General features: G+C 68.8%; 24 protein-coding genes, 1 pseudogene and 2 riboswitches. Of the genes and pseudogenes, 8 read left to right on the top strand and 17 right to left on the bottom strand.

The window, feature by feature from the left end:
• Positions 1-33: 33 nt before the first annotated feature.
• Positions 34-1,335: a CitMHS family transporter gene (locus CFB82_RS09170; RefSeq protein WP_089483941.1), complete on the bottom strand. Its 1,302-nt coding sequence runs from the start codon at positions 1,333-1,335 to the stop codon at positions 34-36.
• A 125-nt stretch (positions 1,336-1,460) separates the two neighbouring features.
• Positions 1,461-2,627, bottom strand: a complete 1,167-nt coding sequence (locus CFB82_RS09165) for a CaiB/BaiF CoA transferase family protein (protein ID WP_069247949.1) — start codon at positions 2,625-2,627, stop codon at positions 1,461-1,463.
• Positions 2,628-2,902: 275 nt separating this feature from the next.
• Between CFB82_RS09165 and CFB82_RS09160 the strand changes: the two genes are divergently transcribed.
• Entirely contained in the window at positions 2,903-3,163 is a 261-nt protein-coding gene (locus CFB82_RS09160; protein ID WP_069247948.1) for a hypothetical protein, read from the top strand.
• Positions 3,164-3,314: 151 nt separating this feature from the next.
• Positions 3,315-3,737 (top strand): NUDIX hydrolase, encoded by a 423-nt coding sequence (locus CFB82_RS09155; protein ID WP_069247947.1) that lies wholly within the window; start codon positions 3,315-3,317, stop codon positions 3,735-3,737.
• A 21-nt stretch (positions 3,738-3,758) separates the two neighbouring features.
• Here the strand turns inward: CFB82_RS09155 and CFB82_RS09150 are convergent, their stop codons facing one another.
• The 7 genes from CFB82_RS09150 to cobW form a co-directional block, all read right to left on the bottom strand.
• Positions 3,759-4,085: a low molecular weight protein tyrosine phosphatase family protein gene (locus tag CFB82_RS09150; protein ID WP_069247946.1), complete on the bottom strand. Its 327-nt coding sequence runs from the start codon at positions 4,083-4,085 to the stop codon at positions 3,759-3,761.
• Between the two features lie 31 nt (positions 4,086-4,116).
• Positions 4,117-4,689 carry a DUF1993 domain-containing protein gene (locus CFB82_RS09145; protein ID WP_089483940.1) on the bottom strand — a complete coding sequence of 191 codons (573 nt, stop codon included), beginning with the start codon at positions 4,687-4,689 and terminating at the stop codon, positions 4,117-4,119.
• Positions 4,690-4,863: 174 nt separating this feature from the next.
• A complete protein-coding gene (locus tag CFB82_RS09140; RefSeq protein ID WP_069247944.1) occupies positions 4,864-5,316 on the bottom strand; it encodes a YaiI/YqxD family protein in 453 nt (150 codons plus the stop codon).
• 61 nt (positions 5,317-5,377) lie between these two features.
• Positions 5,378-5,986: a vWA domain-containing protein gene (locus tag CFB82_RS09135; RefSeq protein ID WP_069247943.1), complete on the bottom strand. Its 609-nt coding sequence runs from the start codon at positions 5,984-5,986 to the stop codon at positions 5,378-5,380.
• A gap of 68 nt (positions 5,987-6,054) precedes the next feature.
• On the bottom strand, positions 6,055-7,131 hold the full coding sequence (locus tag CFB82_RS09130; RefSeq protein ID WP_069247942.1) for an ATP-binding protein: 1,077 nt from the start codon (positions 7,129-7,131) through the stop codon (positions 6,055-6,057).
• Positions 7,128-10,937 (bottom strand): cobaltochelatase subunit CobN, encoded by a 3,810-nt coding sequence (gene cobN, locus CFB82_RS09125; protein WP_069247941.1) that lies wholly within the window; start codon positions 10,935-10,937, stop codon positions 7,128-7,130. The genes CFB82_RS09130 and cobN overlap by 4 nt, the downstream gene beginning before the upstream one ends.
• 6 nt (positions 10,938-10,943) lie before the next feature.
• Positions 10,944-12,032: a cobalamin biosynthesis protein CobW gene (gene cobW / locus CFB82_RS09120; RefSeq protein ID WP_069247940.1), complete on the bottom strand. Its 1,089-nt coding sequence runs from the start codon at positions 12,030-12,032 to the stop codon at positions 10,944-10,946.
• A 330-nt stretch (positions 12,033-12,362) separates the two neighbouring features.
• A riboswitch (cobalamin riboswitch) is annotated at positions 12,363-12,628 on the bottom strand.
• Between the two features lie 113 nt (positions 12,629-12,741).
• Positions 12,742-12,978, top strand: a riboswitch (cobalamin riboswitch).
• 170 nt (positions 12,979-13,148) lie between these two features.
• Between cobW and cobA the strand changes: the two genes are divergently transcribed.
• From cobA to CFB82_RS09100, 4 genes are read left to right on the top strand one after another with little or no spacing between them, the layout of a single operon-like run.
• Complete coding sequence (gene cobA / locus CFB82_RS09115; RefSeq protein ID WP_069249294.1) at positions 13,149-13,898, top strand: uroporphyrinogen-III C-methyltransferase; 750 nt, start codon at positions 13,149-13,151, stop codon at positions 13,896-13,898.
• A complete protein-coding gene (locus CFB82_RS09110) occupies positions 13,895-14,272 on the top strand; it encodes a cobalamin biosynthesis protein (protein ID WP_069247939.1) in 378 nt (125 codons plus the stop codon). Before cobA ends, CFB82_RS09110 begins: the two co-directional genes overlap by 4 nt.
• A gap of 37 nt (positions 14,273-14,309) precedes the next feature.
• The gene (gene cobO, locus CFB82_RS09105) at positions 14,310-14,912 is read left to right on the top strand and encodes a cob(I)yrinic acid a,c-diamide adenosyltransferase (protein ID WP_021160089.1); all 603 of its coding nucleotides are present in this window, start codon (positions 14,310-14,312) and stop codon (positions 14,910-14,912) included.
• A gap of 2 nt (positions 14,913-14,914) precedes the next feature.
• Positions 14,915-16,219 carry a cobyrinate a,c-diamide synthase gene (locus CFB82_RS09100; RefSeq protein WP_069247938.1) on the top strand — a complete coding sequence of 435 codons (1,305 nt, stop codon included), beginning with the start codon at positions 14,915-14,917 and terminating at the stop codon, positions 16,217-16,219.
• Positions 16,220-16,289: 70 nt separating this feature from the next.
• Here the strand turns inward: CFB82_RS09100 and CFB82_RS09095 are convergent, their stop codons facing one another.
• The 3 genes from CFB82_RS09095 to CFB82_RS09085 all read right to left on the bottom strand — a co-directional run bounded on the left by CFB82_RS09095 (position 16,290) and on the right by CFB82_RS09085 (position 18,104).
• Complete coding sequence (locus CFB82_RS09095; RefSeq protein WP_069247937.1) at positions 16,290-16,589, bottom strand: type II toxin-antitoxin system RelE/ParE family toxin; 300 nt, start codon at positions 16,587-16,589, stop codon at positions 16,290-16,292.
• Complete coding sequence (locus CFB82_RS09090) at positions 16,579-16,824, bottom strand: type II toxin-antitoxin system ParD family antitoxin (RefSeq protein ID WP_069247936.1); 246 nt, start codon at positions 16,822-16,824, stop codon at positions 16,579-16,581. Before CFB82_RS09090 ends, CFB82_RS09095 begins: the two co-directional genes overlap by 11 nt.
• Before the next feature lie 116 nt (positions 16,825-16,940).
• On the bottom strand, positions 16,941-18,104 hold the full coding sequence (locus CFB82_RS09085; protein WP_069247935.1) for a M20 aminoacylase family protein: 1,164 nt from the start codon (positions 18,102-18,104) through the stop codon (positions 16,941-16,943).
• 342 nt (positions 18,105-18,446) lie between these two features.
• Between CFB82_RS09085 and CFB82_RS09080 the strand changes: the two genes are divergently transcribed.
• The gene (locus CFB82_RS09080) at positions 18,447-19,517 is read left to right on the top strand and encodes a type IV toxin-antitoxin system AbiEi family antitoxin (RefSeq protein ID WP_069247934.1); all 1,071 of its coding nucleotides are present in this window, start codon (positions 18,447-18,449) and stop codon (positions 19,515-19,517) included.
• A pseudogene (locus CFB82_RS09075) lies at positions 19,486-20,377 on the top strand (nucleotidyl transferase AbiEii/AbiGii toxin family protein). The gene CFB82_RS09080 and the pseudogene CFB82_RS09075 overlap by 32 nt, the downstream one beginning before the upstream one ends.
• 48 nt (positions 20,378-20,425) lie before the next feature.
• Here the strand turns inward: CFB82_RS09075 and CFB82_RS09070 are convergent.
• The 5 genes from CFB82_RS09070 to CFB82_RS09050 form a co-directional block, all read right to left on the bottom strand.
• The gene (locus tag CFB82_RS09070) at positions 20,426-20,842 is read right to left on the bottom strand and encodes a PIN domain-containing protein (RefSeq protein WP_083265877.1); all 417 of its coding nucleotides are present in this window, start codon (positions 20,840-20,842) and stop codon (positions 20,426-20,428) included.
• Entirely contained in the window at positions 20,839-21,102 is a 264-nt protein-coding gene (vapB, locus tag CFB82_RS09065; protein ID WP_069249292.1) for a type II toxin-antitoxin system VapB family antitoxin, read from the bottom strand. The genes CFB82_RS09070 and vapB overlap by 4 nt, the downstream gene beginning before the upstream one ends.
• Positions 21,103-21,351: 249 nt before the next feature.
• On the bottom strand, positions 21,352-22,368 hold the full coding sequence (locus CFB82_RS09060) for a GNAT family N-acetyltransferase (RefSeq protein WP_069247933.1): 1,017 nt from the start codon (positions 22,366-22,368) through the stop codon (positions 21,352-21,354).
• Positions 22,368-23,207 carry a formyltransferase family protein gene (locus CFB82_RS09055; protein ID WP_069247932.1) on the bottom strand — a complete coding sequence of 280 codons (840 nt, stop codon included), beginning with the start codon at positions 23,205-23,207 and terminating at the stop codon, positions 22,368-22,370. The genes CFB82_RS09060 and CFB82_RS09055 overlap by 1 nt, the downstream gene beginning before the upstream one ends.
• A gap of 86 nt (positions 23,208-23,293) precedes the next feature.
• Complete coding sequence (locus tag CFB82_RS09050; RefSeq protein WP_069247931.1) at positions 23,294-25,543, bottom strand: TonB-dependent siderophore receptor; 2,250 nt, start codon at positions 25,541-25,543, stop codon at positions 23,294-23,296.
• Positions 25,544-25,550: the final 7 nt, after the last annotated feature.

Here is a 25,550-nt window from a genome sequence, read left to right as displayed (position 1 = left end):
GCGTGCCGGCACGAAGCGGCAGGTCTCGCACGCTCACAACGGAAACACGCCCACGATCACGGCGGCGAACACCATCAGCACGGTGGCGGCGAACAGGAACGGAATCGTGAATTTCTGGTGCTCGGCCAGCTCGACGCCGGTCAGGCCGACGATCAGGAACGTCGCGGGCGTGAGCGGGCTCACCGGAAAGCCGGTCGTCATCTGGCCGAGCAGCGCGGCCAGCGCCATCTGGATCGGCGGCACGCCGAGCAGCTTCGCGCTTTCGGCGAGCACCGGCAGCACGCCGAAGTAGAACGAATCGGGGTCGAACAGCAGGCTGAGCGGCATCGACAGCAACCCGAGCACGAACGGCATGTGGCGCGCATGCTCGACCGGCACGTGTGCGACGACCACGTCCGCCATCGCCTTCAGCATCCCGGTGCCGGACATGATGCCGGTGAACGCGCCGGCCGCGAGCAGCACGCTCGCCATCATCAGCGCGGCCTTGGCATGCGCATCGATCCGTTCGCGCTGGGCCTGCACGTCCGGGTAGTTGATCACGAGCGCGGCGACCGTGCCGAGCATGAACATCACCATCGGGTCGACGATGCCCGACACGAGCGTGACGAGCACGACGAGCGTCAGCACGAGATTGATCCGGAAGCGCTCCGGCCGGCGCAACGCGCGCTCGGCATCGGTCAGCGCCCGTGGCGCGATCGCGAGCGACGCCGCGCCGGCACGATCGAGCCCGAGCCGCTTCGCCTCGCGCACGCCGAGCACGTAGGCGGTGCCGAACACGAACACCAGCCCGACGATCTGCACCGGAATCATCGGCATGAAGATCGCGGAGCCGGGAATGTGCAGCGCCGCCGACGCGCGCAGCATCGGCCCGACCCACGGCAGGAAATTGACGCCGGCCGCCATCGACGCGACACACGCGAGGATGCGGCGATCCATCCCGAGCCGCGTATAGAGCGGCATCATCGCGGGCAGCGTGACGAGAAACGTGACGGCGCCCGAGCCGTCGAGATGGATCAGCAGCGCGAGCAGCGCCGAGCCCATCACGATACGCGGCGGATGGCAGCCGATCACGCGCAGCACGCCCGCGATGATCGGATCGAGCATCCCGGCGTCGGTGAGGATTCCGAAAAAAAGAATCGCAAAAACGAACATCCCGGCGATCGGGCCGATGTTCTGTACGCCGTGCACGATGAACTTGCCGGTCGCGAGTCCGAACCCGGCCGCGAGCGACGCGGCTACCGGCACGACGATCAGCGCGACGAGCGGCGACAGCCGCTTCGTGATGATCAGGCCGAACAGCGCGACGATGGCGATCGCGCCGATCCATGCAAGCATGATGCGTCTCCTCTTCAGTCGGTGCGCCTGTGCAGGCGCCCGGCATGGTGTTCGAAGGGTCGTGCGGCACGCGTGATCGTACGGCGCCGTCGGGCGCGCGACACGGGCGGCGGCCGCGATGCCGGTCAGTCCCGGCGTGTGTCGTGGTCGCACGCGTCCGCGTCGGCGAACACCTGCGCTGCGTGTTCGTTCAGCGCGGGCGGCGGCCGCCGGTACGTGGCCGGCGTGCGGCCGAGCTTGATCGGCGACGCGATGCCACGATGCCGGCCCAGCTCGACTTTCATCTGCCGATGCGCGACATGCGGATGGTCGAGCGCCGCGTCGAGCCCGAGCACCGGCGCGCACGGCACGCCGCGGCGCATCAGCTGCTCGGCGAGCACCGCGCCGTCGTGTCCGGCCAGCGCCGTTTCGAGCAGCGTGCGCAGTGCGGCGCGATTCGCGCTGCGCGCGCGGTTGTCCGCGAAACGCGGATCGTCGAGCCAGTCGCGCGTGCCGAGCACGTCGCACAAGCCCGCGAACTGCCCGTTGTTGCCAACCGCCAGAAAGATATCGACGCTCGCCGTCGGAAAGCTGTCGTACGGCGTGATGTTCGGATGCGCGTTGCCGGTGCGCACCGGCGCATTCCCCGAATGGAAGAAGTTCGGCGTATGCGGATGCAGGATCGACAGCGCGCAGTCGAACAGCGTCGATTCGACGAACTGGCCGCGGCCGCTCGCGTCGCGCTCACGCAATGCCATCAGCACACCGAGCGCCGCGTTCAGCCCGGTGACGAGATCGACGATCGGCACGCCGACCCGCAGCGGCGCGCCACCGGCTTCGCCATTGACGCTCATCAGCCCCGCGAGCGCCTGCACGGCCGCGTCGTAGCCGGGCAGCCCGCCGAGCGGGCCGTCCGCGCCGAAGCCCGACACGCGGCAATGGACGAGGCGCGGAAACCGCGCATGCAGCGCGTCGAAGCCGAGCCCCCAGCGCTCCATCGTGCCGATCTTGAAGTTCTCGACGATCGCGTCCGCATGTTCGAGCAGGCCGAGCAGCCGCTCGCGGTCGGCCGGTTGCGTCAGGTCGAGCGCGATGCCGAGCTTGTTGCGGTTCACGCCGAGGAAGTACGACGCGGTATCACCGTCGAACGGCGGGCCCCAGGTGCGCGTCTCGTCGCCGGACGGCGGTTCGACCTTGATCACCTCCGCGCCGTGGTCGGCCAGGATCTGCGTGGCATACGGCCCCCCCAGCACCCGCGACAGATCGATGATGCGCAATCCCGCCAACGCGCCCTGCTGCTCGTGTTCCGCCATGCGTCCCGCTCCTGGTTCCGGTTGATCGGACTGCCGGTCCCGGCAGTCCCGGCGCTTGGGCGCGGCCTTCCGGATTCGGCGAATAATTCTTGTGCATGAATTTATATTCACACCCAGGAATTTCGTTGTCAACCCCGGCGGCACCCTGAGGCGCAGCGGACGGCACCGCCGCGCGCAAGTGGGAGCCGCACCGAACACGGGCCAGTTGCGGTGGCGTCCCGCCTTTCGCTAAGCTGGCGTGCAATCTTCATCTCAAAAAATCGGACGGATCATTCATGAAACGGATGCTGCTGGCGGCCTTCATGCTGGCTTCGACGCTGGGCGTCGGACACGCGCAAACCCAGACGTTCCATTTCGGCGAGGGACAGACCGGGATGCCGGGCGGATCGCCGCAGTCGGCTTCACCGACCGCACGGCCCGCGCCCGCGCGCCGGCACGTCACGCCGCCGCCGTCCCACCATCGGCGTGCCGTTCACAAGCGCCGCCAGTCGCGCCACGCGAAGCCCGCGCGCAGCGGCATCTATACGCACGCTTGAGCCGTCGTTTGTCCCGCGAAGGCGTGCATGGAACTGTCATGAACGGCCGCTAAGATCGGTGCGGGGTGCCTGTACGCCGTTGCGGCCTGCTGCCGGGAACGCGCCGCCGACACGCATTTTTCTCCACGATTCAGCACCTGTTTTACCGAACATGAGTACCGGGCTGGACACTCTCGCCGTCATCAAGGAACGCGCCACGATCGTGTGCCGTCAGCGCAGCAGCGTGCTGCTGGTCGCCCGCACCGCGTCGCGCTGGTCGCTGCCGGGCGGCACGATCCGGCGTGGTGAAACGCCGCTCGATGCTGCATTGCGGGAGCTTGCCGAGGAAACCCGGCTGGAGGGGCTCGCGCTCGACTACGCGGTGCAGTTCGGCGGGCTGACGAAGCTCCATCACGTGTTCGTGGCCGACGTGCCGGCGCACCTGACGCCGCGCGCGAGCAACGAGATCGCCCGCTGCAAGTGGTTCACCGTCGACCGGCTCGACACGCTGCGTGCGAGCGTGCCGACGCGCAAGATCATCGAGTTGCTGCGCCTCGACTGTTTCTCGGCGATCGCGAACGGCCGGCTGCGCTGACATCCCTGTCACCCGCGCCGGTCACGCGCGCAGCAACGGGCCGGCCTTGCGTTCGAGCAACGTGACGAGTTCCGGCTGCATGTAAGCGTAACGGTCGGGAATGTCGAGGCACACGATCTTCTTGTGCCGCAGATGCGCGCCGAATTGCGCCGCCAACCTCGCCTTGTGCGCACGCTCCATCACGAATACGACGTCGGCCCAGTCGAGCTGCTCGGCGGACACGCGCGTGTCCGCATCGGGCGCGAGGCCCGCGGAGTCGGTTTCGACGCCAGGCCACGCGGCGAATACCGCCTCGGCCGTCGGGCTGCGCAGCCGGTTGCGGCTGCAGATGAAGAGTGCCCGCGTCATGTCGCTTCGCGTTTGCCCGGCGCCGGCCGGCTCAACCTTGCGGAATCGTGCCCGGCCGGACGTACGCGAGCATGTGCGGCACGTAGTCGGCCTTGCCGAGTTCGACGCCGTGGTGGCGCAGGATCGCGTAAGCGGCGATCGCATGGAAGTAGAACTGCGGCAGCGCCCAGTCGCGCGCGTACTGCTCGCCCGTCATGTCGAACGCGATCCCGTTCGGCATGTCGAGCGCGATCGGCCGCGCGGCACCGCCATCGAGCGCATCCGGCGCGAGGTCGCCGAGAAAGGTCAGCGTGCCGGCGATGATCGCCTGCGCGTCGGCGAGCGTGCCGGGCTGCGCATCCGCATGCCATCCCGCCTCGCGCAATGCGAGCAGCGCGGCCGGCAGCGATTCGTCGCGCAGCCGGTGGATGGGCTCCATCGCTTGGAAGCACGAGAAGCGCACCTGTGCCGCGAGCGGATACATGTCGGGCGCCAGCTTCAGCAACATCGCCGCGTCGGGCGCGTCGCCCGCGGCCTCGCGGTGTGCGGCAGCCTTGTCGAGCCACGCGGACTGCGCGCGCAGCATCTGGGTGAAGGTCGGAACGAGAAGTTGAGTCGGTGACACGCGTGCGCTCCTATGCTGTGTTGTGGTTTCCGCCACGATAACAGCGCCGGCACGAACCTGCATCCGCGCATGGGCGATGCGTGCGATTCAACGCGGATTCGGTGATGCAGCGCATGGCGCGCAGGGGCAGCCCCACGCAGGGCGATCACGACACGCGGCCGCCGCGACGCAACCTCAAGGCTTGCCCTGTCGCGCCAGGAACCGGTCGAACTGCGAGGCAAACGCCTTGCCGTCGCGTGCGCTGAACGGCGCCGGCCCGCCCGTGTCGATGCCCGCGCTGCGCAACTGATCCATCATCGCGCGCGTCGACAGGCGTTCCTCGATGTTCTCGCGGCTGAACCAGTTGCCGCGCGGGTCGAGCGCATGCGCGCCCTTGTCGAGCACGGCGGCGGCCAGCGGAATGTCGGCGGTGATCACGAGGTCGCCCGCTTCCACCAGCTCGACGATGCGCGCATCGGCCACGTCGAAGCCGGCCGGTACCTGCACCGCCTTGATGAACGGCGACGGCGGCGTGCGCAGAAACTGGTTCGCGACCAGCGTCACGCTGATTTCGGCACGACGCGCGGCGCGAAACAGCATGTCCTTGATGACGGCGGGACACGCGTCGGCATCGACCAGTACTTGCATGGCGGGTTGTTCCAATGGGTTGAAGCAGAAACGGCGATCATAGCGCACCGCCGGCCGGCCATCAGCCGGCGCGGCCCGTGCACAGCGCGTCGGCCGTCACCCACTGCGCGCCCCACCCCGCGGCCAGCCGGGCGCCCTGCCCGATCCGCACGGCCGCGTCGTCGAAGTCGACGAACACGACGTGATCGGCCGCTGCGGGTTTCGCGGGCGCCTCGCGCGTGCGTCCGTCGGACAACACCCACAGCCAGCGCTGCTTGGCCGGCGCGCGCCGCGCCGCGCGTGCGAGCAATTGCGCGGCGGCCGCGATGCCGTCCGCGAGCGGCGTGCCGCCGCCGCCTTCGACCGGTTCGAGCCAGCGCGCATTCCACCAGCGCGGCACGGCCGGGCCGAAGCGGCGCGCGGCGCCATTGCCGCCGAAACAGATCAGCGCGGTTTCGACACGGTCGCGCGCGGCCTGGTCGAAATACGCGACGATCAGCCCCTTCGCCAACGCGAGCCGCTCGTGCGACAGCATCGACGCCGAGCAGTCGAGCACGAAGCAATGCAGTGCGTCCGGCGTGCCGGCGCGTTTGCGGAAGCGCAGATGGTCGCGACGCAGCGGGCCGCCGCGCTTCGCGGCGAGCGTCGCCGGCCACGCCACGGCCGTGCCGGCGCGCACCGTGCCCGGCACGCGCGCGGCTGCGCCTGATTGCCATCGAGGACCGCGGGCGGTGTCCGCGGCGGCGCCGGCTCGATGGCTCAGCGTTTTTTTAGCGGCAGCGGCACCACGCCTTTCACGTCGCGCAACCCGGCCGGCTCGGGTGGCAGGTAGCCCCAGTCGCCCTGGGATGCCGTGGCATCATTCTTCGCCACATCCGACGCATCATCGGGGCGCTCGCGCGCATCGGGCGCAGAGCGACCGTCACGTTCGTCGCCGGGTTGCGGCGCGCTGGACGAGGACGGCGTCCCCGCGTGGCGCCGATGCCGCAGCACCGCGTCGGCCACCCGCTCCACATGCGACACCGTCACCGCGTCGGCCTGCTCCAGCGCGGCGAGCGCACGCGCCGCGCGCAGCATCACGAGATCGGCACGCAGCCCGTCGACAGCCGCGTCGATGCACAGCGCGCTGACACGCGCATGGACCGCATCGTCGAAATCGAGCGCCGCGAGCCGTGCGCGTGCCGCGCGAATCCGGTCGCCGAGTTCGCATTGCGCGGAGGCATGACGTGCGCGAAACGCATCCGGATCGAGATCGAATGCAAGCCGCGCCTTCACGATCCGCTCGCGCTGTGCGGCGTCGAAGCAGTTCTCCAGCTCGACCATCAGACCGAAGCGGTCGAGCAATTGCGGACGCAGCTCGCCCTCCTCCGGATTCATCGTACCGATGAGCACGAAGCGCGCATCGTGCGCGTGCGACACGCCATCGCGCTCGACGATGTTCACGCCGCTCGCGGCGACGTCGAGCAGCGTGTCGACGAGCCCGTCGGCGAGCAGGTTCACTTCGTCGACGTACAGCACGCCGAGGTGCGCCCGCGCAAGCAGGCCCGGGCGGAAGCGCACGCCGTTTTCAGCGAGCGCATGCGCGAGATCGAGCGTACCCGTCACCTGCTCGTCGCTCGCCGACAGCGGCAGCGTGACGAACTGCCCTTCGGGCAACAGCTCCGCGAGGCCGCGCGCCGCGGTCGATTTCGCGGTGCCGCGCGGCCCGCTCACGAGCACGCCGCCGAGCGACGGGTCGATCGCGGCGAGCAGCAGCGCCTGCTGCAGCGCATCCTGCGCGACGAGCGCCGCAAACGGAAAAACCGCGCGGGCGCGGTGCATCGTCGGATCGGTCATCGCCGTCCCCCTTCCTGGAGTTGTTCGCTCGCGAGCCAGACCGCTTCGATCCGTTCGCGATAGTCGCCCGGCTGCTGCCACAGGCCGCGCTGCATCGCCTCGACGAAGCGTTCGCAGATGCCGTGCAGCGCCTTCGGATTGTGCCGTTCGAGGAACGCGCGGGTGGCGTCGTCGAACAGGTACGCGTCGGCGACGAGCGCGTACTGGTGGTCGGACAGCACGCGCGCGGTCGCGTCATAGCCGTACAGGTAGTCGACCGTCGCGGCCAGCTCGGCCGCGCCCTTGTAACCGTGGCGCTTCACGCCGTCGAGCCATTTCGGGTTGACGACGCGCGAGCGGATCACGCGCGCGATTTCCTCGCGCAGCGTGCGCATCTTCGGCGCGACCGGGTTCGCGTGGTCGCCGTGATAGATGCTCGGCTGCTGCCCGGACAGATGCCGCACGGCCGCCGTCATCCCGCCCTGGAACTGGTAGTAGTCGTTCGAATCGAGGATGTCGTGCTCGCGGCTGTCCTGGTTCTGCACGACGACGTCGATCGTCGCGAGCCGCTCGCCGAACACGTCGGCCGCGGCATCGCCCGCGCTGTTCTGTGCGTACGCATGGCCGCCCCACTGGCGGTAGGCATCGGCGAGATCCGCGTCGGTCTGCCAGCGGCGCTGGTCGATCAGGTCCTGCAGGCCCGCGCCGTAGCTGCCCGGCCGCGCGCCGAATACGCGCCAGCCGGCACGGCGTCGCGCTTCGTCCGGCGCCATGCCCTGCGCGACCCATTTCTCGCGTTCGCGCTCGATGCGCGCGCGGATCGGGTTCAGCGCCTCGGGCTCGTCGAGCGCGGCCACCGCCTGCACGGCCGCGTCGAACAGGTGCATCAGGTTCGGGAACGCGTCGCGGAAGAAGCCCGACACGCGCAGCGTCACGTCGATGCGCGGCCGGTCGAAGATCTCGATCGGCAGGATCTCGAAGTCGGTCACGCGGTGGCTGCCGTGCGCCCATTTCGGCCGCACGCCCAGCAGCGCGAACGCCTGCGCGATGTCGTCGCCGCCCGTGCGCATCGTCGCCGTGCCCCAAACCGACAGGCCGATCGCGCGCGGATAGTCGCCGTGATCCTGCAGATGGCGCTCGATCAGTTGCTGCGCGGATTTCAGGCCGAGCGACCACGCGGCCTGCGTCGGCACCGCGCGCGTGTCGACCGAATAGAAATTGCGGCCGGTCGGCAGCACGTCGGGGCGGCCGCGCGACGGCGATCCGCTCGGCCCCGGCGGCACGAAGCGGCCGTCGAGCCCGCGCAGCAGCTGACGCATTTCCTCGCCGCCGCACGCGTCGAGCGCGGGCAGCAGCGTCGCGCGGACGCGTTCGATCACGGCGAGCGTGTGCGGCCAATCGCCGGGCGGTGTCGAGTCGGTGCCGGTGTTGCCGCCGTCCGCTGCACACAGCCCGTCGAGCCATTGCTGCGCGAGCCGTTCGAGCCGCTCGCGCGTATCGCCCGCATGGCGCCACGGCGATGCGTCGAGCGCCAGCAGGATCGCCGGACGCGGGCCAACCCACGGCGCGGCCCAGTCGGCCGCGAGCGGATCGAAGTCATCGCCGAGCGCGAGATCGCGTGCGAGCGCACCGATCAGCCCGGCGCGCGCATCCTTGCCGTCGCCCACCGGAAAGCGCGCAAGCGCGAGCAGCGTGTCGCGCCGCTGACGATCGATCGGCGACTCGCCGAACACATGCAGCCCGTCGCGGATCTGCGCTTCCTTCAGTTCGCACAGCCACGCGTCGACGCGCGTGAGCAGCGCGTCCTCGTCGCCCGTATCGCGCGGCGGCGACACGCTCAGTTCGTCGTGCAGCCGGTGCTCGGCGATCGTCGCGAGGATCGTCTTGCGCAGCAGCTTCGCGCGCCGCGCATCGACCATCAGCGCTTCGTAGTATTCGTCGACCTGTCGCTCGAGATCCTGCAGCGGGCCGTAGTTTTCCGCGCGCGTGAGCGGCGGCATCAGGTGATCGATGATCACGGCCTGCGCGCGGCGCTTCGCCTGGCTGCCCTCGCCCGGATCGTTGACGATGAACGGATACAGGTGCGGCAGCGGCCCGAGCGTCAGGTCGGGCCAGCACGCGTCGGACAGCGCGACGCTCTTGCCCGGCAGCCATTCGAGGTTGCCGTGCTTGCCGAGGTGGATCACCGCGTCGATGCGATACGCATCGCGCAGCCAGAAATAGAACGCGAGATACGCATGCGGCGGCACGAGATCCGCGTCGTGGTAGCTCGCGTAGTCGTTTTCACCGCGCGAGCGCGACGGCTGGATGCCGACGAAGACGTTGCCCGCGCGCCAGCCGGCAATCGTGAAGCGCCCTTGCCGCAGTGTCGGGTCGGCTTCGGGCGGCCCCCAGCGTTCGTTCAGCGCATCGCGCACGGCCGCCGGCAGCCGCGCGAAACGCGCGACGTAGTCGGCCAGCGGGAAACTCTGGAATGCGGGCCGCAACGCATGCACGGCCGCGTCGTTGGTCACGCCTTCTGTGAGCCGCGCGATCAGCGCGTCGCCGTCGGGCGGCAAGTCGGCCACAGCGTAGCCCGCGTCGCGCAGCGCCGCGAGCACGCGCAGCGCGGACGCCGGCGTGTCGAGCCCGACCCCGTTGCCGATCCGGCCTTCGCTTTGCGGATAGTTCGCGAGAATCAGCGCGACGCGCTTGTCGGCGTGGTCGAGCGTGCGCAGCCGGCACCAGCCGCGCGCGAGCGCCGCGACGAACGCGATCCGCTCGGCATCCGGCTGGTAGCGCACGACGTCGACCTCGGTGTGCGGGCAGCGGTACGCGAGCCCCTTGAAGCTCACCGCGCGCGTGACGATGCGCCCGTCGACCTCGGGCAGCGCGATGTGCATCGCGATATCGCGCGCATGCAGGCCCTGGTTGTCGGCCACCCACGCGTCGCGATTGCCGCCGGACAGGATCACCTGCAGTACCGGCGCGTCGCCGGCGAGCACGTCGTGTTCGGGGCTGTCGATCGCGCCCGCCGCGAATGCGGTCGTGTTCAGCACGAGTGCGACATCGTGCGAGTCGCAGAGCTGCGTGATGACTTCGCGGCTCACCGCATCCTTCAGCGACGTGACCGCGATCGGCAGCGGATTCAGCCCTTCCTCGATGAGCGCCTCGGCGAGCGCGTCGAACACGGCCGTGTTCGCGGCCTGCCAGTGCGCGCGATAGAACAGGATCGCGACGACGGGCGCGCCGGGCGTCCAGCGCGGCCGCCAGTCGTCAGCGCTCGCACGGTCGCGCGCCGGGTGATACAGCGCGGCGGCCGGCAGCGGGCGCGGCAATTCGGGTTCTTCGCCGAACCCGAGCGTGTGGAATGCAATGCTGCGCAGCAGCGCCTCGGCGTTGTGCACGCCGCCCTCACGCAGGTAGCGCCACCACAGCCGGCACAGATCGGGCGCGACGGTGCTCTTCGCGACGAGGTTCGGGTCTTCCTGCAGGTCGCCCGAGAACATCGCGAGCTGCTGCCCGCGCTTCGACGCGAGCGACACGGCCTGCTCGATTCCGTACGGCCAGTACGCCTCGCCGCCGAGATGATCGATCACGACCGACTTCGCATGCTGCAGCACGTCGTCGACGTAGAAGTCGACCGACGCCGGCTGCCGCAGGAACGTGACGTTCGCGAGCCGCACGCTCGGGAAGCCGGCCGGCAGATGCGGCACGACGCTCGCGAGGAGCGACAGCGTCGTGTCGGCCGAGCTCAGGATCACGATGTCGGCCGGTTGCTGGTCGATCCGGACGACGCCCTGCGTATCGTCGACGAAGCCGCCCGGCGTGGTGCGCAGCAGATGCATCGTGCGTTACGCCTGTTGCGGCTCGGCCGCGCACGCGGCGTCGAACGCACGTTGCAGCGCGGCCGCGTCGAGATCTTCGCCGATCAGCACGAAGCGGCTCGCGCGCGTTTCGCCGTCCTGCCAGCGACGGTCGAAATAGCTGTCGAAGCGGCGGCCGACGCCCTGGATCACGAGCCGCATCGGCGCGCCGGGCAGCGCGGCGAAGCCTTTCGCGCGATAGATCGTGTGTGCCTCGACGACGCGCTGCAGCGCGGCGATCGTCGCTTCGCGCGTGCCGGCGTCGCCCGACACGACCACCGAGTCGAAATCGTCGTGATGGTGATCGTGATCGCCGTCGTCGGCCGAACCGTGATGGTCGTGACGCAGGTGGATCGATTCTTCCGATGCCGATTCGAGGCCGAGCAGCATCGCGAGGTCGAGCTCGCCGCGCGTCGCGCGCACGATCTTCACCTGCGGCGGGATTTCTTCGCGGATCGCGGTTTCGATCTGCGCGAACTCGGCGTCGCCGACGAGATCGGCCTTGTTCACGATCACGAGATCGGCGGACGACAGTTGATCGGCGAACAGCTCGTGCAGCGGCGATTCGTGGTCGAGGTTCGGATCGGCGCGGCGCTGCGCGTCGACGGCCTGCGGGTTTTCCGCGAACTGGCCGCTGGCGGCGGCCGGCCCGTCGACCACGGTCACGACCGCGTCGACCGTGAAGCTGTTGCGGATCGTCGGCCAGTTGAACGCCTGCACGAGCGGCTTCGGCAGCGCGAGGCCCGACGTCTCGATCAGCACGTGGTCGATGTCCGCGCGGCGCTCGACGAGCGCTTCCATCACCGGATAGAACTCTTCCTGCACGGTGCAGCACAGGCAGCCGTTCGCGAGTTCGTACAGCTGGCCCGCCGCTTCGCCCTGCGCGCCTTCGGCATCCTCGCAGCCGATGCCGCAGCCCTTGAGGATTTCGCCGTCGATGCCGAGCTCGCCGAATTCGTTGACGATCACCGCGATGCGGCGGCCTTCGGCGTGCTGCAGGATGTGGCGCATCAGCGTCGTCTTGCCGCTGCCGAGAAAGCCCGTGACGATCGTGACGGGAAGCTTGCGTAGGGTCATGGTAGGTCCTGTGTCGAAAATGGAATCAGCCCGGGATCGTCGCGTCGATGGCGGCGTGGCAGTTCGTCTGGCGGATCGCGGGCATGCCGCCGCGCGATCCGGACGGACAGTCGCGGGACGGGCGGGACGACGAATCGGACATGGTGCTTCCTTGCGAACGGTCGACATCGTGAATGCCAACACGGCTGCCGCCGGCCCCGCTCGCGCTGCTTGCCATTCGCCACGCCGGCCGGCGCGGGTTCGCGCGGAGACGGATCGGTGGAGGAATCGGGCAACACGCGGGCGTCGGGCCTGCTGCGGCCGTGGACGATGCGCCGCCTCCCCGCGGCGCTGAACCCCAACGTTTCGGCCGGTATCCGGGCTGACGAACACGCCGCTTCGCCTTCCCGGATGCGCGCGGCATCCAGTGGCGGTCGTCCGCATGCGCGTGGCATGCGGCGAAGCGGCGTTGCGTGGCGCATGCGCGCGACGCGTTCGCTTACCGTTGCGGGGGCAGCACAGGTTGGCTCGACTGCGGCGCAGGCAGGCTCCCTGTTTCCCGTTTAACTGCGCGCACCGGAGCGGCGCGCGCGAGCACCAAAACGCGTGCGAGTGTAGGCGGCGGTGCGGGGAGCGTCAAGGCGGAGCGGGCCGCCGGGCCCGGTTCCGGATGGCTGCCGCGCATGGCCGGAAGCCGGGCGCGGCGGTTCGCGCGGGGGAGTCGCTGTGCTATCGTAGCGCCGCGTTCGGTGCTCGCATGCGCATTCCGCGCCTGCAGTTAAACGGGAAACAGGAGGCGGACCACCGCCCGGCCTGTGCTGTCCCCGCAACGGTACGCCGCCCGCGCGACGCGCTTCCCCGCGCACGCGCCCAGGCCGCCCACGATGCCACTGCCCGTCAGCCGGGCGGGAAGGCTGCGGCCTGGCAAGCGGCCAGCCCGGATACCGGCCGACGCAAGGGGCGAGCCCGACGCTCGCCGAACGCCCGATCCGCGGGGGACGGATGAGGTGCGCATTCCGCCCGCGTCCGCGCGGGCTTCGTTCGATCCGCCATGGTTTTCCTGTCCGCTGGCCGCCGCCGTGCCGCCCGCCTGCCCTTTTCCACTGTGACGACACGGTGCGCGCCGTGCCGCGCCCGATGAGCCGCGCCTGGCTCGTCGGCGCCGGCCCCGGCGACGCCGACCTGCTGACGCTCAAGGCCGTCCACGCGATCGGCGCGGCGGACGTGCTGCTCGTCGACGATCTCGTGAATCCCGACGTGCTGCGCCATGCGCGCGCCGATGCGCACATCGAGCACGTCGGCAAGCGCGGCGGTCATGCGTCGACGCCGCAGGAGACGATCGTCGCCGCGATGCTCGCGCATCTGCGCGCGGGCCGCAGCGTCGCGCGGCTCAAGGGCGGCGATCCGTTCGTGTTCGGCCGCGGCGGCGAGGAACTGGCCGCGCTCGGCGCGGCGGGATTCCCGGTCGAGGTCGTGAATGGCGTCACCGCGGGCATCGCCGCGCCGGCCGCAATCGGCATCCCGGTCACGCAGCGCGGCGACGCGCAGGGCGTGATCTTCGTCACGGGCCACGGCGCGGGCGCCGACGAACCCGACTGGCGCGCGCTCGCGGCCACGCGCATGACGATCGTCATCTACATGGGCATCCGCCGGCTCGACGCGATCGCAACGGCGCTGCGCGAAGGCGGCCTGCCCGGCGAGACGCCGTGCGCGGCGATCGAGAACGCGACGCGCCCCGAACAACGCCACGTGCTCGCGACGCTCGACACGCTCGTCGAGCGCATCGGCACGACCGGCATCGGTTCGCCGGCGATCGTCGTGATCGGCCGCGTCGCGGCGTTCGCCGACGATCCCGCGGTACGTGCCGCGCTTGGCGGCGGCGCATGATGCGTGTCGCGCTCGGCATTGGTTTTCGCGCAGGCGTGACGGCCGCGCAACTCGATGCCGCGATCCGTGCGGCGCTGATACCGTACCCGGCCGCCGAACCGGCGCTCGTGGCCACGCTCGCCGACAAGGCGCGCGCCCGCGCGCTGCGCACGCTGTGCGCGCGACGCGGCTGGCCGCTCGTCGCGTTCGATGCGGCGCAACTCGCGAGCCGCCCGGAACTGGCCGCGAGCGGCCCGTCGGCCGCCGCGCTCGCCCGCTTCGGCGTCGCGGGCGTGGCCGAGCCATGCGCGCAGCTCGCGGCGCCGCACGGCCGGCTGCTGGGCCCCAAATGCATTCGGGACGGCGTGACGGTCGCACTCGCCGGCCCGCTTTGAACCCTTTGTTTCGCTTTCTTTCGACAGGACGAATCCGATGAAAACCGACGCCGAATCCCATCAACGGATGACCGAACGCCGCCGTGCGGGCCACGAGAAGAAGCAGGCCGCCGCCGTCAACGAAAAGGGCCTGCTGATCGTCAACACCGGCAACGGCAAGGGCAAGAGCACGGCCGCGTTCGGCATGGCCGTGCGCGTGCTCGGCCACGGCATGCGGCTCGGTGTCGTGCAGTTCATCAAGGGCGCGCTGCACACGTCCGAGCGCGACTTCCTCGGCGCGGTGGCCGAATGCGATTTCGTGACGATGGGCGACGGCTATACGTGGAACACGCAGAACCGCGACGCCGACATCGCGACCGCGCGCAAGGGCTGGGACGAGGCGCGCCGGATGATCGAGAGCGGCGATTACCGGATGGTGATCCTCGACGAGCTGAACACGGTGCTGAAGTACGAGTACCTGCCGCTCGACGAAGTGCTCGCGACGCTCGCCGCGCGTCCCGATTCGGTGCACGTCGTCGTGACCGGGCGGCATGCGCCCGACGCGCTGATCGACGCGGCCGACCTCGTCACCGAAATGCGGCTCGTCAAGCATCCGTACAAGGAGCAAGGCGTGAAGGCGCAGCGCGGCGTGGAGTTCTGAGCATGCCCGCCTGCCCCGCGCTGTTCGTCAGCGCGCCCGCGTCGGGCCAGGGCAAGACGTCGGTGACGGCTGGCCTGGCGCGGCTGCACCGCCGGCTCGGCCGGCGCGTGCGCGTGTTCAAGACCGGGCCCGATTTTCTCGATCCGATGCTGCTCGAACGCGCGAGCGGCGCACCCGTGCATGCGCTCGACCTCGGGATGGTCGGCGAGGCCGGCTGCCGCGCGCTGCTGGCCGACGCCGCGCGCGAGGCGGACCTGGTCCTGATCGAAGGCGTGATGGGCTTGTTCGACGGTACGCCGAGCAGCGCCGACCTCGCGGCTGCGTTCGGCGTGCCGGTCGTCGCGGTGATTTCCGCGAAGTCGATGGCGCAGACGTTCGCGGCGATCGCGTTCGGGCTCGCGCGGTTCCGGCCGGGGCTGCCGTTTCACGGCGTGCTGGCGAACCGCGTCGGCTCGGCCCGGCACGCGGAACTGCTGCAACAGGCGCTGCCCGACGACCTGCGCTGGCTCGGGCACGTGCCGGCCGATGCGGGCATCGCGCTGCCGGAGCGGCATCTCGGCCTGCACCAGCCGAACGACATCGACGATCTCGACGCGCGGCTCGATCGCGCGGCCGATGTGCTCGCGCAAACGGCGCTTGCCGAGTTGCCGCCGGCTGTGGCGTTCGCGGAACCGGATGCAACAGCGCCGCTACCGCGTGCGCTCGGCGGAAAGCGGATCGCGGTGGCGCGCGATGCGGCCTTTTCGTTCATTTATCCGGCGAATCTCGCGTTGCTCGACACGCTCGGCGTGCAGTTGCGATTCTTTTCGCCGCTCGCCGACGAACCCGTGCCGGACGACTGCGACGCACTGTTCCTGCCGGGCGGCTATCCGGAATTGCATGCGGCGGCACTCGCCGCGAATGCCGCGACCGCGCGGTCGATTCGCGCACACGCGGCGGCCGGCCGGCCGATCGTCGCGGAATGCGGGGGGATGGTGTATCTGTGTGAATCGCTGACCGACGTGGACGGCGTGACGACGCCGATGCTCGGGCTGTTGCCGGGTCAGGCGACGATGCAGCGCCGGTTCGCGGCGCTCGGCATGCAGCAGCTCGACACGCGCAGCGGGACGATGCGGGGGCATACGTTCCATTATTCGCGGCTCGCGACGCCAATGGAACCGGTCGCGCATGCCGTACGCCCCGACGGCGCATCGGGCAGCGGCGAAGCCGTCTATTGTCGCGATGCGATCGTCGCGACGTACATGCACATGTACTGGCCTTCGAATCCGGATGCGGTCGTGGCGTTGTTCAGCGGGGAAGCGTTCTAGACTCGGGATCGCTCAAGGCATACCGGGATTGCATGCCCCGTCGCAACGATCACGTGCCTGTTTTGTGCGACTACAGATGTTGTTCGATGTCCATGCGTTGATGCAGGACCCGAATCACATCGATCGTGTATTCCGTTTCGCGATAGAACACGACGTGGGACCCCACTGCGTACCGGAAATATCCATCGCGAACAATGCAAGTCCGACCGGCTTTTTCACCGCGCGCCAGCGCTTCCATGGTTCCGATCAGATCGCGGTGATAAAGGTCGGCTTGCTTGAGCGACCAACGCTCGACGGTGTAGCGCCAAATGTCTTCGAGATCGAGTTCGGCCAGCGGTGCGAGCTGAAGCTGCCTGCTTTTAACCGCCATGCGTCGCCCGCATGCGGGCCAGGAAGGCCTCGCTGTCGAATGGCTTGGGCGCTCCCGATGCCTCACCGGCCTTCAGCGCTTCCTGCAACGCACGCACCTGCGTTTCGTGTGACTCGAGCAGCCGTAAACCGGCTCGAACGACGTCGCTCGCGGAACCGTATCGTCCCGACTGCACTTGAGCATCGACGAATTCGGCAAAGTGGTCGCCCAGGGAAACGGATGTGTTTCGCGACATGAGTCACCTCCTTTTCAATGGGACCATCATATACCAAAGTTTGGTACTTCCGTCGCTCAACCGCTGCGGAGACCTTGTTGATTCCGAGCCTCGCGGTGTATGCGTCGTTTCCTCCGTCAAACCAGGAACGACTCCGCCAGCTTCACCCAGTACGACGCGCCGGTGGGCAGCGCCGCGTCGTTGAAGTCGTAGCCGGGGTTGTGCACCATGCAGCCGCCCTCCCCGTCGCCGTTACCGATGATCAGGTAGCAGCCCGGCCGCTTCTCGAGCAGGAACGCGAAATCCTCGCTGCCGGTGAGCGGCACCATCCCGTCGATCAGGTTCGCATCGCCCACCCACTCGCGTGCGACGTTGCGCGCGAACGCGGTCATTTCCGCATCGTTGACGAGCACCGGGTAGCGGCGCTGGTAGTCGATCGTCGCGGTCGCGCCGAACACGGCCGCCTGCGCGTGCACGACTTCCTTGATGCGCGTCTCGAGCAGGTCGCGTACCTCCGGCTTCAGCGCGCGCACCGACAGGCGCATCTGCGCGCGATCGGGAATCACGTTCGGCGCCTCGCCCGCGTGGATCGCGCCGACCGTGACGATCGCCATGTCGAGCGGCGACACGTTGCGCGACACGATCGTCTGCAGCGCGATGACGATCTGCGCGCAAACGACCACCGAATCGACCGCCTTGTGCGGCACCGCGCCGTGGCCGCCCCGGCCCTGCACGTCGACGATCACCGTATCCGACGACGCCATGAACGACCCCGGCAGGAAACCGAACTTGCCCGTCGGGAAGCCGGGCATGTTGTGCATCGCGAAGATCGCGTCGCACGGGAACAGCTCGAACAGCCCTTCGTCGAGCATTTTCTTCGCGCCGCCGAGCCCTTCCTCGGCCGGCTGGAAAATCAGGTTCAGCGTGCCGGAGAAACGGCGCTCGCGCGCAAGATGCTTCGCGGCCGCGAGCAGCATCGCCGTGTGGCCGTCGTGGCCGCACGCATGCATCTTGCCGGCGATCCTGCTCTCGTACGGCAGGCCCGTGGCCTCGTGGATCGGCAGTGCGTCCATGTCGGCGCGCAGGCCGAGACGCTGCGCGCCGTCGCCGACCTTCAACTGCGCGACGACGCCCGTGCCGCCCAGCCCGCGATGCACCGTGTAGCCCCACGACTGCAGTTGCTCCGCGACGAGGTCGCTCGTCGCGAATTCCTCGAAGCCGAGCTCGGGGTGGGCGTGGATGCGGTGCCGGATCTCGATCATTTCGTCGGCGAGGCCTGCGGGAATCACGCTGTGCGTCACGGTGTCGTCTCCTGTCCTGTGGGGAATATGCAGGCAAGGATAGTGGGTTCGACGACAACCGGGCAGACGGAAAGTCGTCGTGGTAGCAACTGGTAGTTGCCATATTCGGCATGATGCGCGGCAAGCGCGAGCCGGCCATCCGGACGACTGCCGCGCGGGAGCCGAACGCGCAAAACTGTGTGGCACCCATCGATTTCTTGCGCATGAGGGCCCCGGTGGCTATCGTTCAGAATCATCAAATAGTTCCTATGCATCAAGATCTTGCGAATTCTTGTTCACTTTTTGACGCTTGTACATTTTTTTGTGTACGCTGACAAAAAAGTGAACAAGCAATTCCCTTTGATGCCCGTGAACACTTCCCTCTCCGTGTCGGAACAGCACGTGCTCGACGAAGCCTGCGCAGCGTTCGAAAGCGCGACCCGGCGCTTTCGTGCCCGGCCCGTGCGTGTGTCGGCCGCCTGGAAGGCGCGCGCCGACGCCATGATCCGCTTCGACGTTGCCGGGCAGGCATTCGAGATGCCGGTCGCCATCAGCCTGCGCGTCGAATCGGTGGCGGGCGCGCTCGCGGAATTGCGCCGCCGCGGCGACACTGCAGCGCCCCGCGAACGGTCGCTGATGCTGGTCGCACCGTATCTTTCGGCGGAACTGGCCGCCGGCCTGACCGACCAGGGCATCCCGTTTCTCGATACCGCCGGCAACGCATGCCTGATCGAACCGGAGGCGACCGTGATGATCGCGGGCCGGCCGAAGCCCGCACGCACACCGCGCCAACAGGCGTCGCGCGCGACGACGCCGAAGGGGCTGGCCGTGATGTTCGCACTCGCGACACAGCCAGGCCTGGTCGCGCAACCGTATCGGGCCATCGCCGCTGCATCGGACGTCGCACTCGGTACCGTCAATCTCGCGATGGACGACCTGATCGCGCGTGGCCTCGTCGGGCAACGCCGCAACGGCGAGCGCCTGATGCCCGACTGGCCGCGCTTCGTGCAGGAATGGGTCGCGCTCTATCCGAGCCGCTTGCGCGCGAAACTGCCGAGCCGCCGGTTTGCCAGCCTCGCGCCCGACTGGTGGCGCGGCGTAGATTTCGCAGCATTCGATGCGCGATTCGGCGGCGAGCCGGCAGCCGACCTGCTGACGCACGGCCTGAAACCCGCCGCGATCACCGTCTATACGCACGGCACCGCGTCGAACCGGCTGCTGCTTCAGGGCCGCCTGCGTCCGGACGAGCGCGGCGATGTCGAGATCGTCGAAGCGTTCTGGCCGCGGTCCGCGGAGCTTGCCTGGCGCGAGCAGGAAGTACCGGTCGTACCGCCGCTGCTGATCTACGCGGATCTCGTCGCGTCCGGCGACAGCCGCAATCTTTCCATCGCCGATCGCATCCATGACCGATACCTCGCCCAACCGCCCGCTTGAGGTCGACGCACGCCGGCCGCTGGAGCCCGCGGCGGTCGCGTTGCTGCAGGCCGTAGGCTCGGCCTGCGCGCGCCTCGACACGGCGTTCGTGGTCGCCGGCGCAACCGCGCGCGACATCCTGATGTGGCACGTGCACGGCATCCGGCCGGTGCGCGCGACGAGAGATGTCGACGTCGCAGTGTGCGCGGTGAGCTGGCCGTTTCACGCGCAGCTAGTCGAGGTACTTGTCGCGACCGGGCAGTTCACGCGCGCAGCAGAAACTGCTGTTCGAAAGCGGCGCGCACGGTTTTCGCACGGAGCTGGATCTCGTTCCGTTCGGGCCGCTCGAAACGCCCCCGGGCGAAATCGCATGGCCGCCCGGCGGTGAATTCGTGCTGAACGTGCTCGGGTTTCAGGAAGCGGTGGACACCGCACTGCCTGTGTCGATCGATGCGCGCACCGTGGTACCGGTGGCCAGCCTGCCGGCACTGGCGCTACTGAAGCTGCTCGCCTGGAAGGACCGGCGTGCGCGCCAGAACAGCGATGCGTACGACCTGCTGTTCCTGCTGCGGAATTTTCACGACGCCGGCAATCGCGAACGTATCTGGGATGCCGCGCCGGACCTGCTCGAAATCCACGCGTTCCAGCCGGGACTCGCCGCTGCCGCGCTGCTCGCGCGAGAGGCGAAACGCATCGCTTCGCCGCAAACGCGTGACGCGATCCGTACGCTGTTGTCGGACGAAGCAACTTTTGCCGTGCTCGGCCAGGATCTGCTGGCACGTGCATTTGCGCTGTTCGGTGAATTCAGCGACGACGCCGACCGGTATCTCGACGCATTCCGCAACGCCTTTCTCGCTGACGAACCCGCGTCGCGCGCTTGACGCGCCGATGTGCAATAGCCGAGCGATCGAACAGATCCCGAACGGCGCTCAGGCCGCCCAGTCTTCGAGCGACAACCCGGCGACCCGGCCGAACTCGCGGCTGTTGTGCGTGACGAGCACCGCACCGGCCGCGATCGCATGGCCGGCGATCGACGCGTCGTTCGCGCCGATCGGCGTGCCGCGCGCGGCAAGATCGGCACGAATCGCGGCGGTTGCATCGACCGCCGCCGTATCCCACGACAGCACGCCATCCAGCCGCGCAACAAAGGCCGTCACGAGTTCCGCATGCTTCGGCGACGCCTTCCGGCCAACCGCGCCGAACCGCATTTCGGCATAGGTAATCGCCGAGACGACGATCCGGTGCTGCGCATTGACACACGATTGCAACCGCGACAGCACCACGGGCGGCCGCTCGCGCATGATGAACGAACAGATGTTCGTATCGAGCATGTAGAGCGTGGTCACTGGCCGGACTCCGTCGGCGCGGCGCCACCATCGGACAGGTCGAAGCGGCCGGACTCGATGACGGCCGGGCGTTCGGCGAGGAAGTCGGCGTCGGCCAGCGGTTCGCTCACGAACGAGAGCCACGTGGGCCGTACCGGCCGCAGCAGCAGTGTGTCGCCCTCGCGGCGGATCTCGAGTTCGGTCACGCCCTCGAACTCCATGTCCTTCGGGATGCGGATTGCCTGGTTACGGGCGTTCTTGAAAATGGAAACGGTGCGCATGAGCCACTCCATGGGAGTACGATGCGCCCATTTTAGGCATATGCCAGCATATGTCAATGTGGGCGCGTGCAAACCGGATGTCGCGCCCCATGTTGTCGCGGATGTTTTTGCCATGTCGCGGGCCTGTCGTCGATGAGGAGAGCGATCCATTCTTCACGACGCAGGCCGCGCGGTCCATATCCCGGACGGCCGATGCCCGCGAGCCACGGCGCCGCGCGCCACCTCGCGCCGCACCGCGCCCCCGCGCCGTCACGGCAACCGGAAAGTGTCGAAGAATGTATCGCGCTCGATCACGGTGAGCGCCGCGCGCTTGTGCGGGAAGTCGAACTCCTTCAGCGTGTAGAACCCGAGCCGGTGCATGTACGCGATGTGCCGCACGTGATCGACGCGCGGCTCGCCCACGAGCCGCTGCGTGCGCGGTTCGTCGACGAACATGTAGTGCAGCACCCCGCTCCACCAGGCATGCAGCTTGCCGGCGCTCTGGAAGCGCGAATCGCCGATCAGCAGGTGCAGCCCGCGGTCGTAGTCGTGCGCGTCGTAGAACGGCGCGAGACGGTCCTCCTTCGCCCAGTAGAACTCGAAATAGCCAAACGGCGTGTCGTCGAAATAGCCGATCATCGGGTGCATGTGCGGATCGGCGAGCCGCTCGGCGAGATACGCCGCGTGCTCGTCGCGCGTGCCGCGCTGGTCCCAGAAATGCGCGACGCGATCGAGGTTCATCCAGCCGCTGAACAGGTCCGCGTGCGCGTCGACGTCGACGGTGCGCAGGCTGAACGTCATCCCGACCTGCGGCATATAGCGTGCATAGATCTCGCCGGCCGGCGACAGCGGCCGCACCGGATGCCGGTGGCCGTTCGTAATCACATGGCGCAGCGGCATCCCGCCCGATGCGGGCGCCTTCAGCCACGGCCGCGGGTTCTGCCAGAACGTCGCACGCGATACGGTGAAGCGCAGCGTGTCGCCGGCGACCTGCGCGCCGTCGATCACGCCCTCGCGCACCGCGCGCGCGACGTACGCCGCCACGGCTGCCGCGTCGGCGCCGCCGAGCGGCACCGTGATCGTCGCCGCGTCGTAGCGCGTGTCGGTGTTGAACAGCGCGACGAACGCCGCGAGCAGTTCGTCCGGCGGATCGTCGGGCCGCCACGCGTCGAGCGTGCGCTCGGCGGCGGCCGTCGCATGCGCGGGCGCCGCGCCGTCAAGCGCTGCAGCCACCTCGCCTTCGACGGCGTCCGCCGTGCCGGCCGGTTTCGTGAGCGTGTCTTCCATCACAGTGCTCCCGCGTCGTGGCGGTCGGCGAGGATGTGCAGCCCCCGCTCGAGCGCCGGAAACAGGCTGCGCTGGAAGTTGTTCCAGCGCAGTTCGAGAATCGTGTCGTCCGGCGCGATCGGCGTGTCGAGCACGTCGCAGATCACCTCGCCGGAATCGATGCCGTTGTCGACGTAGTGAAACGACGCGCCCGTCATCATCACGGGCGCGACGGCCGAGGTCGTGCCGTTCGACCAGTCGACCCGTTCTCCGCGCGCGCCGTGCAGCGCGTCGAGCGTCGCCCACGCGCCGCGCCGCTGGAACGGCGAGCCGTCGGCCGTGATGCCCGGGTGGATGTTGGCGATGCGCCGGTGAAAGCGCGCGCCGGGCCGCACGAGCTCGTCGAGGATCACGAGCAGCCCGTCGAGCACGACGACGTCGGCGTCGAGTTCGAGCAGGCGCTCGAGCAGGCGGCGCTCGAATGCCTGTTTGCCGGCCACGCGCTCGCGCGCGTCGCGCGGCAGCCGCCGGTACGTCGACGCAATCGTGCAGAACAGTTCGTCGACCGGCCGGCCCTGCACCGCCAACCCTTCCGGCAGGATCCACGGACGGCCCGGCGTGCGGGCGAAGCCGTAGTCGGCGACTTTCGCGCGGTCGGCCGGCGAACCGTCGTCGTCGTCGACGATCACGCCCTTGAGCGTGTAACGCTCGCCGAGCGACGAGTCGTTCAGGCGTTCGACGAGATATTCGAGCGGCGCCTTCATGTAGCGCGTACCGCCCTGATAAGCGACCGGCTGCCCGGCACGATCGGCCGCGCCGTTGCGCAGCGACTGGATGTAGACGAGATTTTTCTTCGGCATGGATGCGTCGTGGAAAAGCGGACGAAGGCGCCGAGGCCCGCCCGCGCCGGCCACGAAGGCCGGCCGGCGGGCCGCGGCGCGCGACGTCACCAGTTGTATTTCGCGGTCGCGATCACGGTACGGTCGGTGCCGAACACACAGACGTTCGTCGACTGGCAGCCGCTGATGTAGTGACGGTTGGCCAGGTTCGTTCCGTTCACGGCGAAGCGCCAGTTACGCGTGTCGTAGTGCACGCCCGCGTCGAACAGCGTGACGCTCGATACCGTCAGCGAGTTGTCGGCCGCACCGGCCGACGCGCTCTGGTAACGAATGCCGCCGCCGAGGCCGAAGCCCGCGAGCGGCCCCGTGTGCCACGTCCAGTCGGTCCACAGCGACGCCATCTGGCGCGGACGCGGAATGTCGACCGGCCAGTTGTTCAGCGAGCTGTCGTTGGCCTTCACGTTCTTCACGTCCTGATACACGTACGAGGCAATCACCGACAGGTTGCGCGTGACCTTGCCGGTCGCGCTCAGCTCGATCCCGCGCGAACGCACCTCGCCGGTCTGTACCGACTTCGTGCCGGTCGGGTCCTGGGCCGGCAGCGCGGTCGTGAGCACGTTGGTCTGGTTGATCTGGTAGATCGCCGCGTTCAGCATCAGGTTCTTGCCGGGCGGCTGCCAGCGCAGGCCGGCTTCGATCTGCTTGCCGCGGGTCGGCTGCGCCAGCCCGCCGCCGACCAGGTTCACGCCGATCAGCGGATTGAACGACGTCGCGTAGCTGACGTACGGCGACAGCCCGTAGTCGCCCTGGTACGTGAGGCCGACGCGGCCGGTGAACGCCGTGACGTCCGCCTTCGTCGACGTGCCGGCCGCACGGTCGTCCATCCGCATGTTGACCCAGTCCTCGCGGCCGCCGAGCGTCAGCGTCCAGCGGTTCCACTTGATCTGGTCCTGCGCGTACAGGCCGAACGTGTTCATCGTCGTGTACGTGTTGGTGCGGAACGTCGAGTCGGGCGTGAACACCGCCGTCGTGACGGGCGGGTAGACCGGGTTGTAGATGTTCAGCGGCGGCGCGGCGGCAAGCCATTCGCTGTCGGTCGCGGTCTGGCGGTTGTACTGGAAGCCGAGCAGCAGCGTGTGCTGGAGCGGGCCCGTCGCGAAGCGGCCTTCGAGGTTGTTGTCGATGTCGAAGCGGCTGTAGTTCATCTGGAACACGCCGGCCCAGCGCGACACGTCGGTCGTGCTGCCTTCGACGAAGCCGTTGCCGAATACCGAACCGTTGTCGAGCGACAGGTGCATCAGGCGCGTGTTCTGGCGGAACGTCCACGCCGGTGTCAGGTTCCGCTCGAACTGATAGCCGACCGACCACTGCTTCTTCCGGTAGTAGTTGAAGTTCGGATCGCCTTCGTACACGTCCTTGTTGATCTGCCCGTTCGGGTTCGGCAGCACCGTACCCTGCGCGGGCAGGAAGTTCGACGAGATATCGCCCCAGTCCTGCAGATAGGTGGCCGACAGCGTCAGCGACGTATCCGCGTTCGGACGCCAGCGGAACGACGGCGCGAGCGCGACGCGCTGGTCGTTGTTCGGGCCGGTCAGCGCGTTGCCGTCGCGCGCGACGCCGACGAAGCGGTACGCGTATTTGCCGTCCGGGTCGAGCTTGTCGCCGACGTCGATCATGAACTGCTTGCGCGCGTAGTTGCCGATCTGCACGCCGGCCTCGCGCACGCGCTCGCCGTCGGCGAGCTTGGTCTGCACGTCGACGATCGCACCCGGGTCGCCCGCGCCGTACAGCACCGACGTCGGCCCGCGCAGCACGCTGATGCTGTCGATCATGTACGGATCGACGCGCCAGCTCGCGAGGTTGATCGTGTTCGGCACCTGCAGCCCGTTCACGTACGCGGTCGGCGTGAAGCCGCGCAGCGCCGCGTACCAGTCGGAACGGTTGTCCGAGCCGTACGACGAGAAGCCCGGCACGTAGCGCAGGGCCGCGTTCACGTCGGTCGCGCCGGTCATCTCGATCTGCTGCGCGGTGACGACGTTGATCGTCTGCGGGATCTCGTTGATCGACGTACTGGTCTTCGTGCCGGTGCGGCTGCGCTTCGCGACGAGCCCGACCGTGCCGTCTCCTTCCGAGCCCGCGTTGACGTTGATCGTCGGCAGCGTGCCGGCCGACGCACTCGCCGCCGCACCGTTCTGCGCACTGCCGGCCGCCGCCGCTGCGCCTGCGTTCACGGCTGGCGCCGTCTGGGCATGTGCCTGCCCTGCCGCCACACCGAACGCCACGCTCGCCGCGGCTGCGATCGCACGCAAACGCGTGCCTGTTGCCCACTCCATCTTTCTCTGCTCCACTTTTTTCATGCGGTCT

This window comes from Burkholderia sp. HI2714, from assembly GCF_002223085.1.
In the GTDB taxonomy this organism is placed as follows: Bacteria; Pseudomonadota; Gammaproteobacteria; order Burkholderiales; family Burkholderiaceae; genus Burkholderia; species Burkholderia lata_D.
The sequence above is the reverse complement of the archived record's forward strand: the minus strand, read 5'-3'. Positions and strand labels throughout refer to the sequence as shown.

Excerpts from the sequence above, each read along its gene's own strand:
- CFB82_RS09170 (WP_089483941.1), bottom strand. The coding sequence starts at position 1,335 with ATGCTTGCATGGATCGGCGCGATCGCCATCGTCGCGCTGTTCGGCCTG.
- CFB82_RS09165 (WP_069247949.1), bottom strand. The coding sequence starts at position 2,627 with ATGGCGGAACACGAGCAGCAGGGCGCGTTGGCGGGATTGCGCATCATC.
- CFB82_RS09160 (WP_069247948.1), top strand. The coding sequence starts at position 2,903 with ATGAAACGGATGCTGCTGGCGGCCTTCATGCTGGCTTCGACGCTGGGC.
- CFB82_RS09155 (WP_069247947.1), top strand. The coding sequence starts at position 3,315 with ATGAGTACCGGGCTGGACACTCTCGCCGTCATCAAGGAACGCGCCACG.
- CFB82_RS09150 (WP_069247946.1), bottom strand. The coding sequence starts at position 4,085 with ATGACGCGGGCACTCTTCATCTGCAGCCGCAACCGGCTGCGCAGCCCG.
- CFB82_RS09140 (WP_069247944.1), bottom strand. The coding sequence starts at position 5,316 with ATGCAAGTACTGGTCGATGCCGACGCGTGTCCCGCCGTCATCAAGGAC.
- CFB82_RS09130 (WP_069247942.1), bottom strand. The coding sequence starts at position 7,131 with ATGACCGATCCGACGATGCACCGCGCCCGCGCGGTTTTTCCGTTTGCG.
- cobN (WP_069247941.1), bottom strand. The coding sequence starts at position 10,937 with ATGCATCTGCTGCGCACCACGCCGGGCGGCTTCGTCGACGATACGCAG.
- cobW (WP_069247940.1), bottom strand. The coding sequence starts at position 12,032 with ATGACCCTACGCAAGCTTCCCGTCACGATCGTCACGGGCTTTCTCGGC.
- cobA (WP_069249294.1), top strand. The coding sequence starts at position 13,149 with ATGAGCCGCGCCTGGCTCGTCGGCGCCGGCCCCGGCGACGCCGACCTG.
- CFB82_RS09110 (WP_069247939.1), top strand. The coding sequence starts at position 13,895 with ATGATGCGTGTCGCGCTCGGCATTGGTTTTCGCGCAGGCGTGACGGCC.
- cobO (WP_021160089.1), top strand. The coding sequence starts at position 14,310 with ATGAAAACCGACGCCGAATCCCATCAACGGATGACCGAACGCCGCCGT.
- CFB82_RS09100 (WP_069247938.1), top strand. The coding sequence starts at position 14,915 with ATGCCCGCCTGCCCCGCGCTGTTCGTCAGCGCGCCCGCGTCGGGCCAG.
- CFB82_RS09095 (WP_069247937.1), bottom strand. The coding sequence starts at position 16,589 with ATGGCGGTTAAAAGCAGGCAGCTTCAGCTCGCACCGCTGGCCGAACTC.
- CFB82_RS09090 (WP_069247936.1), bottom strand. The coding sequence starts at position 16,824 with ATGTCGCGAAACACATCCGTTTCCCTGGGCGACCACTTTGCCGAATTC.
- CFB82_RS09080 (WP_069247934.1), top strand. The coding sequence starts at position 18,447 with ATGCCCGTGAACACTTCCCTCTCCGTGTCGGAACAGCACGTGCTCGAC.
- vapB (WP_069249292.1), bottom strand. The coding sequence starts at position 21,102 with ATGCGCACCGTTTCCATTTTCAAGAACGCCCGTAACCAGGCAATCCGC.
- CFB82_RS09060 (WP_069247933.1), bottom strand. The coding sequence starts at position 22,368 with ATGGAAGACACGCTCACGAAACCGGCCGGCACGGCGGACGCCGTCGAA.
- CFB82_RS09055 (WP_069247932.1), bottom strand. The coding sequence starts at position 23,207 with ATGCCGAAGAAAAATCTCGTCTACATCCAGTCGCTGCGCAACGGCGCG.
- CFB82_RS09050 (WP_069247931.1), bottom strand. The coding sequence starts at position 25,543 with ATGAAAAAAGTGGAGCAGAGAAAGATGGAGTGGGCAACAGGCACGCGT.